The organism is Cupriavidus sp. FW305-F7 (assembly GCF_058782875.1).
This window is the reverse complement of the sequence record NZ_JBYSYC010000004.1, coordinates 42292-56275: the sequence shown is the minus strand read 5'-3', so window position 1 is coordinate 56275 and position 13984 is coordinate 42292. Positions and strand designations below refer to the sequence as shown.

At 68.1% G+C, this 13984-nt stretch carries 14 protein-coding genes; 6 read left to right on the top strand and 8 right to left on the bottom strand.

The genetic code is table 11. From position 1 onward, the window contains the following. Positions 1 to 22: 22 nt before the first annotated feature. Positions 23 to 775: a Crp/Fnr family transcriptional regulator gene (locus tag AC3WL8_RS05090; RefSeq protein WP_153955729.1), complete on the bottom strand. Its 753-nt coding sequence runs from the start codon at positions 773 to 775 to the stop codon at positions 23 to 25. A 185-nt stretch (positions 776 to 960) separates the two neighbouring features. On the opposite strand from AC3WL8_RS05090, the gene AC3WL8_RS05085 reads away from it, so the two are divergent. After that, positions 961 to 1458, top strand: a complete 498-nt coding sequence (locus tag AC3WL8_RS05085) for an Mpo1 family 2-hydroxy fatty acid dioxygenase (protein WP_013952876.1) — start codon at positions 961 to 963, stop codon at positions 1456 to 1458. Here AC3WL8_RS05085 and AC3WL8_RS05080 read toward each other — a convergent pair whose 3' ends face one another. The 3 genes from AC3WL8_RS05080 to AC3WL8_RS05070 are packed head-to-tail and all read right to left on the bottom strand — an operon-like array spanning position 1459 to position 3841. After that, complete coding sequence (locus AC3WL8_RS05080) at positions 1459 to 2799, bottom strand: sensor histidine kinase (protein ID WP_153955730.1); 1341 nt, start codon at positions 2797 to 2799, stop codon at positions 1459 to 1461. Further along, positions 2800 to 3474, bottom strand: a complete 675-nt coding sequence (locus tag AC3WL8_RS05075) for a response regulator transcription factor (RefSeq protein WP_492377977.1) — start codon at positions 3472 to 3474, stop codon at positions 2800 to 2802. It abuts the gene before it with no gap. A 16-nt stretch (positions 3475 to 3490) separates the two neighbouring features. Continuing rightward, the gene (locus AC3WL8_RS05070) at positions 3491 to 3841 is read right to left on the bottom strand and encodes a PepSY domain-containing protein (RefSeq protein WP_153955732.1); all 351 of its coding nucleotides are present in this window, start codon (positions 3839 to 3841) and stop codon (positions 3491 to 3493) included. A 78-nt stretch (positions 3842 to 3919) separates the two neighbouring features. Between AC3WL8_RS05070 and AC3WL8_RS05065 the strand changes: the two genes are divergently transcribed. From AC3WL8_RS05065 to AC3WL8_RS05055, 3 genes are all read left to right on the top strand, one after another. After that, a complete protein-coding gene (locus tag AC3WL8_RS05065) occupies positions 3920 to 4309 on the top strand; it encodes a hypothetical protein (RefSeq protein WP_013952880.1) in 390 nt (129 codons plus the stop codon). Positions 4310 to 4490: 181 nt separating this feature from the next. Then, complete coding sequence (locus AC3WL8_RS05060; protein ID WP_010809407.1) at positions 4491 to 4949, top strand: HU family DNA-binding protein; 459 nt, start codon at positions 4491 to 4493, stop codon at positions 4947 to 4949. Positions 4950 to 5079: 130 nt separating this feature from the next. Further along, complete coding sequence (locus AC3WL8_RS05055; protein ID WP_153955733.1) at positions 5080 to 6066, top strand: alpha/beta hydrolase fold domain-containing protein; 987 nt, start codon at positions 5080 to 5082, stop codon at positions 6064 to 6066. A 224-nt stretch (positions 6067 to 6290) separates the two neighbouring features. On the opposite strand, the gene AC3WL8_RS05050 is transcribed toward AC3WL8_RS05055, so the two are convergent. From AC3WL8_RS05050 to AC3WL8_RS05040, 3 genes are all read right to left on the bottom strand, one after another. Beyond that, positions 6291 to 6659 carry a 5-carboxymethyl-2-hydroxymuconate Delta-isomerase gene (locus AC3WL8_RS05050; RefSeq protein ID WP_035823957.1) on the bottom strand — a complete coding sequence of 123 codons (369 nt, stop codon included), beginning with the start codon at positions 6657 to 6659 and terminating at the stop codon, positions 6291 to 6293. Between the two features lie 113 nt (positions 6660 to 6772). Beyond that, positions 6773 to 7369 (bottom strand): HAD domain-containing protein, encoded by a 597-nt coding sequence (locus AC3WL8_RS05045; protein ID WP_013952884.1) that lies wholly within the window; start codon positions 7367 to 7369, stop codon positions 6773 to 6775. 191 nt (positions 7370 to 7560) lie between these two features. Next, entirely contained in the window at positions 7561 to 9189 is a 1629-nt protein-coding gene (locus AC3WL8_RS05040) for a methyl-accepting chemotaxis protein (protein WP_249678745.1), read from the bottom strand. A gap of 230 nt (positions 9190 to 9419) precedes the next feature. Here AC3WL8_RS05040 and AC3WL8_RS05035 point away from each other — a divergent pair, with 230 nt between their 5' ends. Beyond that, a complete protein-coding gene (locus AC3WL8_RS05035) occupies positions 9420 to 11270 on the top strand; it encodes a phosphodiesterase (RefSeq protein WP_041228626.1) in 1851 nt (616 codons plus the stop codon). On the opposite strand, the gene AC3WL8_RS05030 is transcribed toward AC3WL8_RS05035, so the two are convergent. Next, positions 11267 to 12022: a response regulator transcription factor gene (locus AC3WL8_RS05030; RefSeq protein ID WP_153955734.1), complete on the bottom strand. Its 756-nt coding sequence runs from the start codon at positions 12020 to 12022 to the stop codon at positions 11267 to 11269. The genes AC3WL8_RS05035 and AC3WL8_RS05030 overlap by 4 nt on opposite strands. Before the next feature lie 408 nt (positions 12023 to 12430). On the opposite strand from AC3WL8_RS05030, the gene cls reads away from it, so the two are divergent. After that, positions 12431 to 13867, top strand: a complete 1437-nt coding sequence (gene cls / locus AC3WL8_RS05025) for a cardiolipin synthase (RefSeq protein ID WP_153955735.1) — start codon at positions 12431 to 12433, stop codon at positions 13865 to 13867. Positions 13868 to 13984: the final 117 nt, after the last annotated feature.

Sequence of the window (13984 nt, the reverse complement as noted above, 5' to 3'; positions counted from 1 at the left end):
GCGGGGCTCCGGTGCGATGCATTCAGTTGAGCGCTTCCAGCGCCGGCAGGTCAAGCAGTTCGATGCCGCCATACTCCAGCCGCAGCAGCCCGCGCGCTTCCAGTTCGCGCAACGCGTGGTTCACGGTCTGGCGCGACAGGCCCAGCATCTGCGCAAGCTGTTCCTGCGGGATGCGCACGCGCTGCGTGGCCTGGTCCTGCGGCAGGTTGCCGTAGCCATGGGCGATCGCGGCCAGGCGGCGGGCGATGCGCGCCGCCGGCGGCAGCAATTGCGCTTCCTCGACATAGTTGAAGGCCTGGCGCGTCTTGGCGGCCAGCAATTGCCCGAAGGCCTGCCACCATGCCGGCTGCTGCGCCAGGCGCCGCTCCAGGCTGGCGCGCGGCACGTGCCACAGCATCGTGGCGCTGACCGCGCGCGCGTCGTGGGTGCGCGGCAGGCCGTCGAACAGGCAGATTTCGCCGAACCAGGTGCCGGGCTCCAGCAGTCCGAGCAACGCCGCCTTGCCCGATTCGCCGCTGGCGTGGATCTGCATGGTGCCGCTGGCGACACAATACAGGCCGTCGAAGCGGTCGCCGCGGGCAAAGAGCGTCTCGCCGGCCACCAGCCGGCGCAGGCTGCCGTCATCGAGCAGTGCCTGGCGCAGCGCCGGCGGCAACTGGCTGAACCACGCGCCGGCACGTACGGCAGCAAGGGAATCGTCGCGCGGCGGCACCGTGCCGGGCAGCGTGCCGGCGAGTTGCGATCGGGGGCGTTGCGGCGGGCTCGCCAGTCCCATGCCGGTCTCCTTTCATATGGGGCTGTGCCGGGTGTTAGCAGGGACACACAAGGGCACGCGCGACTGTGCCGACTGTCAAAAACCTGACAGACCGCACGGTGCGCGCCCACTACTATAAATCCACATCGCGCCCGCCGCGCAGCAGCAGGCGGCACGCGCACGCCTGCGCACAAGGAGACGCCCCCGTGAAAACCCTGATCGAACACCTGGCCAACTACGCTGCCTACCATCGCGACCCGCGCAACGTCTTTACGCACTTCATCGGCATCCCGATGATCGTGCTGGCAGTGACGACGCTGCTGGCACGCCCGGCGCTGCCGCTGGGCGACGGCTCTGCCTACCTGACGCCGGCGATGCTGCTGTACATCCTGTCGTGCCTGTTCTACCTGCGCCTGTCGCTGGTGTTCGGGGTGGCGATGGCGGCCATCCTGGCGTTCTTCCTCTATGCCGGCGCACATATTGCAGCGATGCCCACCGCCTGGTGGCTTGCCATCGGCGTTGGCTTGTTCGTGGCGGGATGGGTGATCCAGTTCATCGGCCACTATTACGAGGGGCGCAAGCCGGCGTTCGTCGACGACCTGGTCGGCCTGCTGATCGGTCCGCTGTTCCTGGTGGCGGAAACCGCCTTTGCGCTGGGGCTGGCACGCGACACGCGCGAGGCCATGGCCGCCCGCGCGCACTGATCAAGGCAACCCCGCCGGCAGCCGCAGCCGCGCCGCCAGCCCGCCCAGCGGGCTCGATGCCAGCGCCAGGCTGCCGTCGTACATCGCGGCGATTTCCGTCACGATCGCCAGGCCCAGGCCGCTGCCAGCAGCGGCCTCATCGAGCCGGCCATAGCGAGCGGTGGCCAGTGCCTGCGCCTCCGGCTGCATGCCCGGGCCGTCGTCTTCGACCAGTATGTCGAGCTCGCCATCCGCTTCCTGCAGCGTGACGCGCACGCGCGTGCGCGCCCACTGGCAGGCATTGTCGAGCAGGTTGCCGAGTATTTCGATCAGGTCTTGCCGGTCCCCGGCAAAGTGCCCGGCGCCTTCAACCGTCAGCGCCAGCGCGCGCTCAGCGTGCAGCCGCGCCAGTGCACGCGTCAGCTCGCGTACCGGCGGGCCGGCATCGATGCGCTCGCCGCGCGCCGCCGCGGCGCCCGCGGCGCGGGCGCGCGCCAGGTGGCGGTCGACCTGCCGGCGCATCGCTTCGACCTGCGCCGCCACGGCTTGCGCCGGCGCCCCCGGCAGCGCCTCGGCCTCGTTGGCGAGCACTGCCAGCGGCGTCTTGACCGCGTGCGCCAGGTCAGCCGCCTGCCGGCGCGAGCGTTCCAGCGCCTGGGCATTGCGTGCCAGCAGGGCATTGATCTCGGCCACCAGGGGTTCGACTTCGGTGGGCCAGTCGCCGCCCAGGCGTGCCTCGCGCCGCGCCTGCATCGTGCCCAGCGCGCGCCGCAGCCGCGCTAGCGGCGCCAGGCCGAACTTCACCTGCGCCGCGACCGCCAGCATCAGCCCCAGCCCCAGCGCCGTCAGCGACCACGCCAGCGTCCGGTTGAAGCTGCGGCGCGCGGCGCGCAGCTCGGTCCGGTCCAGCGCCACCGAGATCTCCACCGGGGTATCCGCGGACGGCAGCACCAGTTGCCGGGACACCACCAGCAACGACTGGTTGCCGGGCCCCGGGCGCACGTCGGCCTGGGCGCCGGCAAGGCGGCGCTCCACCGTCACCGGCATTTCCGTATCCCACAGCGAGCGCGAGCGCAGCAGCGCGCCCGGCGCGCGCGCCTGCCAGTAGGTGCCGGAGTAGGGCAGCTCGTAGCGGGGATCGGCAGGGGTACGGGTAAGGACCAGCTTGCCGTCGGCGCTCCAGTCCAGCGCCGCGGCCAGGCCCGCCAACTGGTGGTCGAGCTGGCGCACATAGGTGTTGTTGACGTGGCGCTCGAACAGTGTCGACAGCAGCCAGCCGCTGACGCCCAGCGCCGCTGCCAGCCAGATCGCCGCCACTGCCAGCAGGCGCAGCGCAAGGGACCGGCGCAGGCGGGCGGGCATCTAGGGCTGCAGCTGCAACGGCGGCCGCAGCCGGTTGCCCTGGCCGCGCACGGTCTCGATGACGTCCACGCCAAGCTTGCGGCGCAGCCGCCCGACAAAGACCTCGATGGTGTTGCTGTCGCGGTCGAAGTCCTGGGCATAGATATGCTCGGTCAGCGCGGTCTTGCTGATGATGGCGCCGGGATGGTGCATCAGGTAGTCCAACACGCGGAATTCATGCGAGGTCAGCGCCACCGGCGTGCCGTCGACGGTGACCGTGCCTGCGCGCGGATTCATCCGCACCGGGCCGCATTGCAGCTCTGGCGCCGGCATGCCGTGCGCGCGCCGGATCAGCGCGCGGATGCGCGCGAGCAGCTCCTCCATGCGGAATGGCTTGACCAGGTAGTCGTCGGCGCCGGCGTCGATGCCTTCGACCTTCTCGGTCCAGCTGTCGCGCGCGGTCAGGATCAGCACCGCCACGCTGACCTGCGCGGCGCGCCAGCGGCGCAGTACCGAAAGGCCGTCCAGCCGCGGCAGGCCCAGGTCCAGGATGACGGCGTCGTAGGGCTCCTGCTCGCCCAGGTGGCAGGCGTCCAGGCCGTCCGCGGCCACGTCGACGGCATAGCCGGCGTCGGCCAGGCTGGCACGGACCTGGGCGGCGAGGGCGGCTTCGTCTTCGACCAGCAAGATGCGCATCGGGATCTCCTGTCGGTCAGGGTTTGCGGCGGGCGTCTTCCAGCCCACGCCCCTTGGCTTTGAGCAGGGCGGCCGTGCGTGCATCGTACTCGAGCTTGGCCACCGAACCGCCGGGCAACAGCAGCTTGACCTCGTACTGCCAGATGCCGTCATCGCGGTCCAGCTCCACGCCGATCACGTCGCCCGCGTACTGGCGCGATACTGTCTCCAGGATGCGCGACAGCGGCAGGATTTCGCCCGACTGCACGGCCGCGCGGGCGCGGTCGGCGTCCTTGTCGGCGTGCGCGGCCGGCATCGCCGCCAGCGCCAGCAGCGCCGCAGCGACCAGCATGCGCGGGCTCAGGAGGGCCGGGAAATTGAACTTCATGGGCCGGAGTTTGCATCAAATTGCCTGAATGCGGGCTGAACGTAACCCTCAGGCGGCGTTCAGCCGCCGGCACGGAAAATGGCCGCCATCACAGCCATCCTGCCAGAGAGCCCGCCCATGCCGCCCGTATCGACACCCAACCGCCACTTGTCTTCGCCGCGCGCAAGGTGCCTGCGCTGGCTCGCACTGGCGGCCGGCGTGCCGGTTTCACTGCTGTGCGTGGCGAGCCTGTTCGGCATGCAGGCCGGCCTGCTTGCGTCCTGGCAGGCATGGTGGCATGCCGATGCAAGCCTGGCGATGATTGCGCTCGGCACTCTCTTCGCGGGTTCGGTGCTGGCGCTTTGCACGGGTGACCAGGCAGCAAACGGTAGCGCCGCCGCACGCGCATCGCTGCGCGCGCAGGCACCTGAAGCGGCTGACGCGAACGCCAAAACGGGGGTACGTAGGCCGTATTCGCGTTTCCACTGAGGCAAAGCCGCGACAAAACCCGGGGTTTTCACGGGGTTTTACGTTTCGCATGCACGAAAACCCCTTGACTTACGGTACTTTCCGCTATGATTCAGTGGGCGTCGAGAAGACGATTGCGCAACGCTGAGAAGCAATGCGAAACACCTGCCGACACCCATTTGTTCAACTTACGAATATCGATATGGCGACCAAAGCGAAACCGACCGCGAAGACTGCAACCAAGCCCGCTGCCAAGAAGGCTGCGGCAACCAAGGCACCCGTGAAGGCTGCCGCCAAGAAGGCCACGCCGGCCAAGAAGGCTGCTCCGGCCGCTGCGCCCGTTGCGCGCCCGCTGAAGGACACCTTCAACAAGTCGAGCCTGGTCGCTCACCTGGTAGCTCAGACCCAACTGGAAGCCAAGGCCGTGAAGACGGTGCTGGCCCACCTGGAAACCACCATCATCGGCGCGCTGAACAAGAAGGGCGCTGGCGAGTTCACGCTGCCCGGCCTGCTGAAGGTCACGGCGCAGCAAGTGCCGGCCAAGAAGAAGCGCTTCGGCAAGGACCCGTTCACCGGTGAAGAGCGTTGGTTCCCGGCCAAGCCGGCCAGCGTCAAGGTCAAGGTCCGTCCGCTGAAGAAGCTGAAGGACGCCGCAGCCTGATCTGCGCCACATTGTCCTGACAAAAAAGGAGCCGCTTGCCGGCTCCTTTTTTTTATGCGTGAGCGCAATACGTGCCGCGCGTTCCTGCATTTTCAGCCGCCGGCGACAGACCGGCGCGGGAGGAGACACGATGCCAAGTCTGCAATGCCAGCTGTGGCGGCTTGCCTTGCGCCTGGTCCGGCGCAAGCGGCGGTTTGCCAGCGCCCAGGCGCTCCATGATGAAATCCGGCGGCGCCGTATCGCCGGGCGCGCCTATCCGTCCCGCCGCCTGCTCGCGCGGCACGCGGTCAGCGAGGAGCGGATCGCCGGGATGGAGGTCTACACCGTGCAGCCCAGGAGCGGGCCTGCGCACGGTAAGGCCCGTCATATCCTTTACCTGCACGGCGGCGGCTATGTTTTCGATATCGTAAGCCAGCACTGGGATTTCGTCGGCAAGCTGGTGGACGCGCTTGGCTGCGCGGTGACGGTGCCGGTCTATCCGCTGGCGCCGGAACATACTCACCGCGACGTGTTCGCGGCCATGGTGCCGCTGTGGCAGGCGCTGCAGCAGCGCTATCCGGGCGCAGACCTGACCGTCATGGGCGATTCCGCTGGCGGTGGCATGGCGCTGGCGCTGGCACAGGTGCTGCGCGACAGCGGCCAACCGCTGCCGCGGCGCCTGGTATTGATGTCGCCGTTCCTGGATGCCACCGGCAACAATCCCGGCATCGATGCCCTGGAGCCGTTCGACCCGATGCTGTCACGCCCCGGGGGCATTGAATGCGGGCGTGTCTATGCCGGCGCGGATCCGGTGACCTTGCCGCAGGTCAGTCCCATGCACAGCGTGTTGCGCGGGTTGCCGCCCACCACGTTGTTCATCGGCACCCATGACATCCTGCTGCCCGACTGCAGGAAGTTCCGCCAGATGGCCGACGAGCAAGGCCTGCCGCTTCGGTATCACGAGGGCGAGGGGATGTTCCACGTCTGGATGCTGCTGCCGATGCCGGAAGCGGACGCGGCGTTTGCCGAGATTGTGCGGTCCGTGCTTGCCGACGACGCCCATGGCGCGGAGGGCAGGGACGGGCTGGCGCCGGTGCGCGCTGCCGTTGCCCCGCAGGAAGTGACCGACCCGGGTTGATGCGGCCGCCGGGTGATTCATGCCAGGCTGGCCGCAAGCGGATCCGACTGGAACAAGTTTAACCTGCGTCAAACTGGAAGCACGGGCGCCCCCCTAGAATCGGTCAGGTCATGGGTGCGGGGGCGCTCCCCATGACAGAGCTTCCGGAGTCTTCCTGAAGCTTCCGCCCGCGGCCGCAATGGCCGCGGGTTTTTTATTTGGCCGCCACCCTCCGGTCCGCTACCTCAGGCCACCACCTGCTTGGCATAGGTCGCCCGCGCCATCTCGCAGACCTCTACCGACACCTGCACGTCCTGGCCGGTGCCGGAGCCAGCCCGCACCGCTTCGGCGATCACGTCGCAGACGGCCTGCGCCAGTGCCTGGCGCACGGCGGTGTCGCGGCCGTCCAGGATCGACAGGCGCGCGTGGACAAAGGCCCGCTCGACCGCGTCCACGCCCTGGCGGTAAGTCGACAGCGTGATGCAGCGCGACTTGATATCCGCCTCCTGGAACTGTCCGGAAGCCAGCAGGGCGGCATTGGCTTCATCCAGCAACTCTTCCTGCGAGCAGTTCAGGCGGGTGTTTTCGGTGAGTTCGATGACGAGGTGAGGCATGGCGGCGTCCTGACTGTGCGTTCCGGTGAAACCGAGCATGATACGGGATCGCAGGGCGTACCAATGCAAACGGGGCGCCTTTTGGCGCCCCGTCGGGATGTGCTGCTGCGGGATCAGGCGTGGACAGGCGTGCGCTTGCGTGCCGGTGCCCGCGCGCCGTCGAAGCGGGCCGGATTTTCCCGGGCGAGCTGCTGCAGCTGGGCCAGCTTGGCCTTCAGGCCGGCATCCAGTTTCGGTGCGGGCATCACCGTGGACGGGCAGGCCACGCCCAGGATGCCTAGCGCCTGCTGGAAGTTCTCCAGCGTCAGCCCGGCAGCCGGGTCAACGGTGACGAGGTGCTCGCGCAAGGCTTCGGGCATCGACTCCGGGGCGGCGCAGGAGATGATCACGTAGTGGACCGGCATGGCGCCCTGGGCGAAATAGGCTTCGATTTCCGCGCCATGGCCGCCTGCGGCCGGCGGGGTCATGGCTTCGACCTGCAGGTCCAGCTGCTGCAGGATTGCCGCGGGCGTGCCGCGGCGCCAGGCGTCGGACACCACCACGCGGGCGCCGGCCACGCCGAACAACCTGCGTACGAACCCCAGCGCGACAGGATCAAAGAACCGGACGTCGCGCAGCGTGCCCGAATCCGGAATGCCGCCGAGGCGGGTGCGGGAGCGGTCGGAATACAGGACGCCGGGTACGTCCAGCATGATGAGTCGTTCAGCCATGGTTTCCTGTGCGGGTGCCAGTTCAGTTGGTGTGAACCAAGATTACTCGCCAGGGGCAGGCTGACACGTAACCGGCGCGGGTTCAGTTGAAACAGATCTGTAACTTTGTCGGGGAAGACGTAAATGCCGGTTACGCCGCCATGACAAATGTTTCGCCCAGACACATCTGGCCGGTACAAAGATGACACAGACTAGAAGCGGAAGCGGGCCACATCGTCGGCCAGCGCCGCTGCCTGCTGGTCCAGCCGGGCTGCCTGGCTGGCCAGGTCATCGACCAGCGCCGCATTCTGCTGGGCGGTCTGACGCAGCTGCGATACGGATTGCCCGGCGGCCTGCACGCTGCCGGCCTGCTCGTCGGCAATCGTGCGCAACGCCTCGGCCAGCGCATGGCTGTGCCCGACGGTAGCCGCGATGCGGTCCATCGCCTCCACCACGCTGGCGCTCAGGCGCGCGCCTTGCTCGATCTCATGTGTAGCCGTGCCGACGATGCCACCGATCTCGCGCGCCGCATCGGCGCTGCGCTGGGCCAGCGCGCGCACCTCTTGCGCAACCACCGCAAAGCCGCGGCCGGCGGGGCCGGCGCGGGCCGCTTCCACGGCGGCATTCAGCGCCAGGATATTGGTCTGGAAGGCGATGCCCTGGATCACGCCGACGATCTCGGCGATATGGCGCGAGTGGCCGTGCAGCGTATCCATCGCGCCGCGCATCTGCTGCACCACGGCAGCGCCGGCATCGGTGGCGGCACGTGCCTGGCTGGCCATCTGGCTCGATTCGGTCGCCTGGGCGTGCGCGTCGGCCACGCGTGCGGCCAGTGCCTGCATGCTGCCGGTGGTGGCATCGAGCGCGCTGGCCTGCTGCTGGGTGCGCGCCGACAGGGCCTGGTTGTCTTCGGCGATCTGCTGGCCGGCCGCGGTGATCTCCTGTGCGCTGGCCTGGATACGCGCCAGCACGCCGGCAAGCTGGTCGCGCATGCCGGCCACGTGGTGCAGCATGCTGCTGTGGTCCGACGGGCGCAGGGCGATGGTGGCGGTCAGGTCGCCGGCGGCTATGCGGCGCGCGATCTCGGCGGCGTCACGCGGCTCGCCGCCAAGCTCGGCACGCAGGCTGCGCGCCGCGATCCACGCCAGCGCGGCGGCCGCCAGTAGGCTGGCGCCGAGCAGGGCGGCCATCCATGCCTGCGCGCGCAGCTGGCTGGCCGCCACGCTGGCCACCGTGGCCGCGGCCTTTTGTTCCTGCTGCTGGCGCACGGCTTCCACCTGCCGGCTGAGGGATTGCAGCTGTTCGGTGACGAAGTGGCCGTCGACCGAGACCGCGCTGTCGAATTGCAGCGAGTCCAGTGGCTGCTTGCGCAGCAGCGCCACGTAGGCCTGCACCAGCTCGCCAGCGCGCTGGCGTTCGCGCAGCAGCGGCGCGGCCTGTGCCGCGGCGGCCTGGCGTACGCCGGCCAGCGCAGCATCGAGCTGCGACAGGCCGCGCGCGATGTCGGCGGCGGCATCGTCGCGCTCGGTGCTGCTGGTGGCCATGGTCAGCGCCAGCTGGGCACGGCCAAGCGTAGCCAGCGCCGACTGCGCACGCTCGGCCGAGATGGCGCCGTGCATGTCGTGCTGGTACAGGGTGTCGGTGCGCGCCTTGATCGAGACCAGGTTGGCGATGCCGGTCAACCCGACGGCGGCGCCGAACAGGTACACCAGGGCAAAGGCGGCGCACAGGCGCGCCACCAGCGGCAGGCGGCCCAGTCGTGCGGAAAGCCGCGCGAACAGCCGCGCGGGGGCAGCTGCCCGGCTGCGGCCGGGCAGGTGTGTCTTGATGACTTGCAACACGGAGAAGACTCCAAACGGGCACGCTGGCTCCAGAAGGATGCACGGCCCGGGCTTGACCCGAATTGCCGCACGCGCTGTCCTCTGTCCGGGGCGGTCGCAGGCGGCGCACGGATGGTCGGTCATCAACGTGACGCCGGCGTGACATGGAATGAGGATCTTTGTCATCACGCTGTCATCTCCATGTCATGCAATGTCGCTCGCCCATCTTGCTCCACCCCCGGATTTCCTCCATGACAGGCCTGCCTGCCGCCACGCCTTCGCACGACCGCGCACCTGTCGCATCTTCTGGCACCCCCGTCGCGGCGGCACTGGCGCGTGCACGGCTGCCGCCGCTGCACGCGGTATTCCAGCCGATCGTGCAGGCCGACAATGCCGAAATTCTTGGCTACGAGGCGCTGATCCGGGGCCCGGCCGGCTCGCCCTGGGCGAAACCCGACGCGTTGTTCCGGCTGGCGCAGGGCGTTGCCGCGACCATGGCGCTGGAGATCCACGCGGCGCGCACCGCGCTGGCCGCCTGGCGCAGCCTGGACCTGCCCGGCAAGCTCTTCCTCAATTTCAGCCCCATGACATTGCGGCACCTGCTGGCCGAGCGCGGGCGGTTGATGGCGGCGCTGCTGGAAGCGGGCATTGCGCCATCGCGCCTGGTGATCGAAGTCACCGAACAGACCCCGATCGGCGATGCGGCCAGCTTTGCCCAGGCGATGGCGGTGCTGCGCGAGCTCGGCATGCAATACGCGCTGGATGATTTCGGCACCGGGCATGCCAACCTCGACCTGCTGGCGCACTTGTCGCCGCACTTCGTCAAGATCGACAAATCGCTGGTGCGGGGCATTGCTTCCTGTTCGCGCCGGCTGGAAATCCTGCGCGCGCTGCTGCGCATGATGAGCGCCTTTGGCGGGCGCGTGATCGCCGAAGGCATCGAAGACGAAGACGAGCTCGCCGTGATCCGCGACCTGGGCGTGACCGGCGCCCAGGGCTACTACGTGGGCCGGCCCGTGGCGCGGCCGGCCGCGCAGGCGCCGCTGCACGTGCACCAGGCGCTGGCGTCGCGCCATATCGCCGTGTTTCCGCAAATGGTGCGCTCAGGCTGGTCGGGCATCACCGCCGGGCGCCTGCTGCGGCCAGCGCCGACCGTGTCCCCTGCCACCAGCAACGATGCGGTGCTGCGCGTCTTCCAGGACCAGCCCGACCTGCAGGCCGTGGCCGTCGTCAATGACGAAGGCCGGCCGCTGGCGATCATCAGCCGCCAGGCCTTTGTCGACCGCTACGCGGCGCCGTTCCATCGCGAGCTGTATGGCAAGAAGGCCTGCATCGCCATGGCCAACCGCGAGCCGGCCTGCTTTGACCATCGCGCCAGCCTGGAGGAAATGGCGCAGATCCTGTCCGGCGAGAACACGCGTTCGCTTGCCGATGGTTTCGTGATCACCGAACAGGGCTGCTATATCGGCCTGGGCACCGGCGCCGACCTGATCCGGGCCATCACCGAAGTGCGCATGGAGGCGGCGCGCTACGCCAATCCGCTGACCTTTCTGCCCGGCAATATTCCGCTGAACCAGCATATCGAGCGACTGATCGAAGCCGCCAGCGAGTTCCGCGCCTGCTATGTCGACCTGAACCATTTCAAGCCTTTCAACGACAAGTATGGCTACTGGAAGGGCGATGAGATGCTCAAGGGCGCGGCCGCCATCCTGGCCGAGGCCTGTGATCCCGCACGCGATTTTCTCGGCCATGTGGGCGGCGACGATTTCCTGGTGCTGTACCAGAGCAGCGACTGGGCCGCGCGCCTGCAAGCGGCAATCCGGCGCTTCAACGACGCGGCGCGCGCCATGTATTCGCCCGCCGATCGCAGCGCCGGTGGCATGCATGGCGAAGACCGGCACGGGCGGCCGGTCTTCTTTGCGCCAGTGTCGATGGCGGTTGGCGTGGTGTGTGTGAGCGGCGAGGGCGTGGCGGGCCTGCAGCGGCTGGGCAGCCAGCATATCGGTGCCGCGGCGGCGGCGGCCAAGCGCGAGGCCAAGCGCTCGGCGACCGGCATGGCCGTGCTGGACTTCCTGTCGCTGGCCGCGACGCTGTCGGTCTAGCGGTCCGGCTGCCTGCGTCTGGTGACCCGGCGGCCCACTGCGGGCAGCCTGGGCGCGTCGCCCCCTTCCAGTACGTCGAGCCGGTAGCCGTGCGCGTAGACGACGGTGATGACGATGCCGTTGGCGATGCCGATGCGCAGGGTCTTGCGCAGGCGCGAGATCAGTCCGGCCAGTGCCCGTGACAGCGGCGCCAGTTCATGCCGCCACACTGCCTGCTGGATGCGGTCGTTGGACAGGACCCGGCCGACATTGGAGAACAACAGCATGGCCAGGTCGAATTCCTTCGGCGTCATTTCGATGCGCTCGTCGCGCAGCGTGGCAAAGCGGCCCACACTGTTGAGCTGATAGGGGCCGACGCGCACCACCAGGCCCTGGCGCAGGCGCTCACCGGTCACCCGGCGGCGCGGCGCCGTGATGCGTGCCATCAGCACGCGCGCATTGAGCGGACGGCATACGTAGTCATCAGCGCCGGCTTCGAGTGCATCGACGAGGCCATCTTCACTGCTGTCGGCCGCAAGCATGATGATGGGCACATCGCGTGAGCGCGCACAGCGCACGGCACGGATAACGTCGACGGCTGGCAGGTCCGGCAACTCGTCATCGATCAGCAGCAGGTCGAACGGTACCTGGCTGACACCGTGGATCAGGTCGCGGCCCGATTCAAACACGTTGCAACGATAACCGGAACGTGCCAGCAGTTCCGGCACCGGCCGGAGTTGGGGCGACTTGTCCATGAGCCGCGCAATATTCATCGATGGCGAAATACGAGAGCTTGGCAGGGACGGCCGGACCGCGATGGAACGAAGGCAGGCGCGCACGCACGCAGCACTACCGCTCGCAAGCAGCAAGCGTACAAAAAGTGCGGTCAACGGGACAATCAGACATTTCTGAAATTTCTGCTGTTTTTTTGATGGCGCTCGCGTTGTTGGCGTGACGGAGCGCGTGTCGACGGGGCCGATGGCGATATGGAAAGTTGTCCACAGTTCCTGTGGACAAGCCAGGGAACAGTGGCCAGACTACGGCCTGGCACCGTGATGCTGTCGGCGTGCCAAAAAAGAAGGCAGCCGCGTTGAAGTTATGGGCGCCGTGCTGTCAACATCCGGGCGGGGTGTGCCAAAATAGCGCGCATCCCGTTCTGGTCCGGGGACTCAAGCCCACCGATGCTGCAGAGCCCGAGTGTCATCGCCATCATCGTCCTGTGCTTTCACGTCGTCGGCGTGGTGGCCGCCCTGCATGCCGTCATGACGGTGCGCACCGCGCCCGGCGCGATCGCGTGGGCGGGGTCGCTGCTGATGATGCCGTACTTCACGCTGGTGCCTTACCTGGTCTTCGGGCGCAGCACCTTCGCCGGCTACGTCGATGCGCGGCGTTTCAATGACGACCACCTGCGCGAGCTGCGCCACGGCATGACCCCGCGCGAGCGCGAGGCGCGCAGCGCCTGCGTGGTCCATGCGCCGGCGCAGGTCTGCATGCGTGCGCTGCCCCGGCTGACCGGCATGCCGTGCCTGGCCAACAATGACGTGCGCTTGCTGGTCAATGGCGAGCAGACCTTCGAGGCGATCTTTGCCGCGATCGCGCGGGCCAGCCAGGTGCTGATCGTGCAGTTCTTCATCGTGCATGACGACGCGCTGGGCCAGCGCCTGCAGGCGCTGCTGTGTGAGCGTGCACGGGCCGGCGTCAAGGTGTACTTCCTGTTCGATCGCATCGGCTGCCACGCGCTGCCGCGCCGCTACGTGCGTACGCTGACCGAGGCCGGTGTCGATGCGCGGGCGTTCTCCACGCACCGCGGCTTTGTCAATCGGTTCCAGCTCAATTTTCGCAACCATCGCAAGCTGGTGATCGTCGACGGCAGCGAGGCTTTTGTTGGTGGCCACAACGTCGGCGTCGAATACCTGGGCGAACGCCCGCCGCTGGCGCCGTGGCGCGACACCCATATCGCGCTGCGCGGCAGCGCCGTGCTGGACCTGCAGATGGCCTTTGCCGAAGACTGGTTCTGGGCCGCGCGCGAGGTGCCGCACCTGCTGATGCCGCCGCCTGAGGTGGGCGGGCGCATGACCTGCCAGGTGGTGCCGTCAGGCCCTGCCGACGCGCAGGAGACCTGTTCGCTGTTCTTTGTCGAGGCCATCCAGTCGGCGCGCCACCGGCTGTGGATCACGTCGCCGTATTTCGTGCCGGACGAGGCGGTGTTTGCGGTGCTGCGGCTGGCCGTGCTGCGCGGCGTGGATGTGCGCATCCTGATTCCGGCGCGGCCCGATCACCTGGTAGTCTATGCCGCCTCCACCATCTATGCGTACCAGGCCGTGTCCGCCGGCATCAAGCTGTATCGCTACCAGCCGGGCTTCCTGCACCAGAAGGTCATCCTGGTCGACGACGAAGCCGCGGCTGTCGGCACGGCCAACCTGGACAACCGCTCGTTCCGGCTCAACTTCGAGCTGATGGTGATGACCGCCGACAAGGGCTTTGCCGCGAGCGTGGCCACCATGCTCGAAGCCGACTTCGCCCAGGCCCGGCGCATCGGCGTAGACGAGTTCCTTGACGCGCCGGCGCCGCTGCGCGTGGCGATGCACGTCGCCAAGCTGTTCGCGCCAATCCTCTGAAGCCCGCATTCCGGTCCGCTGATTCCTGCAATCCTCGTTGCGACAGACTTGTTTTCGCTTGATTGTGTACACTGTTCACTATAAGCGTATGCACATCATGAACCGTTATCCATATTC

Coding starts and splice junctions, on each gene's coding strand:
- AC3WL8_RS05090 (WP_153955729.1), bottom strand. CDS start 775: ATGGGACTGGCGAGCCCGCCGCAACGCCCCCGATCGCAACTCGCCGGC.
- AC3WL8_RS05080 (WP_153955730.1), bottom strand. CDS start 2,799: ATGCCCGCCCGCCTGCGCCGGTCCCTTGCGCTGCGCCTGCTGGCAGTG.
- AC3WL8_RS05075 (WP_492377977.1), bottom strand. CDS start 3,474: ATGCGCATCTTGCTGGTCGAAGACGAAGCCGCCCTCGCCGCCCAGGTC.
- AC3WL8_RS05070 (WP_153955732.1), bottom strand. CDS start 3,841: ATGAAGTTCAATTTCCCGGCCCTCCTGAGCCCGCGCATGCTGGTCGCT.
- AC3WL8_RS05065 (WP_013952880.1), top strand. CDS start 3,920: ATGGCCGCCATCACAGCCATCCTGCCAGAGAGCCCGCCCATGCCGCCC.
- AC3WL8_RS05060 (WP_010809407.1), top strand. CDS start 4,491: ATGGCGACCAAAGCGAAACCGACCGCGAAGACTGCAACCAAGCCCGCT.
- AC3WL8_RS05055 (WP_153955733.1), top strand. CDS start 5,080: ATGCCAAGTCTGCAATGCCAGCTGTGGCGGCTTGCCTTGCGCCTGGTC.
- AC3WL8_RS05050 (WP_035823957.1), bottom strand. CDS start 6,659: ATGCCTCACCTCGTCATCGAACTCACCGAAAACACCCGCCTGAACTGC.
- AC3WL8_RS05045 (WP_013952884.1), bottom strand. CDS start 7,369: ATGGCTGAACGACTCATCATGCTGGACGTACCCGGCGTCCTGTATTCC.
- AC3WL8_RS05035 (WP_041228626.1), top strand. CDS start 9,420: ATGACAGGCCTGCCTGCCGCCACGCCTTCGCACGACCGCGCACCTGTC.
- AC3WL8_RS05030 (WP_153955734.1), bottom strand. CDS start 12,022: ATGAATATTGCGCGGCTCATGGACAAGTCGCCCCAACTCCGGCCGGTG.
- cls (WP_153955735.1), top strand. CDS start 12,431: ATGCTGCAGAGCCCGAGTGTCATCGCCATCATCGTCCTGTGCTTTCAC.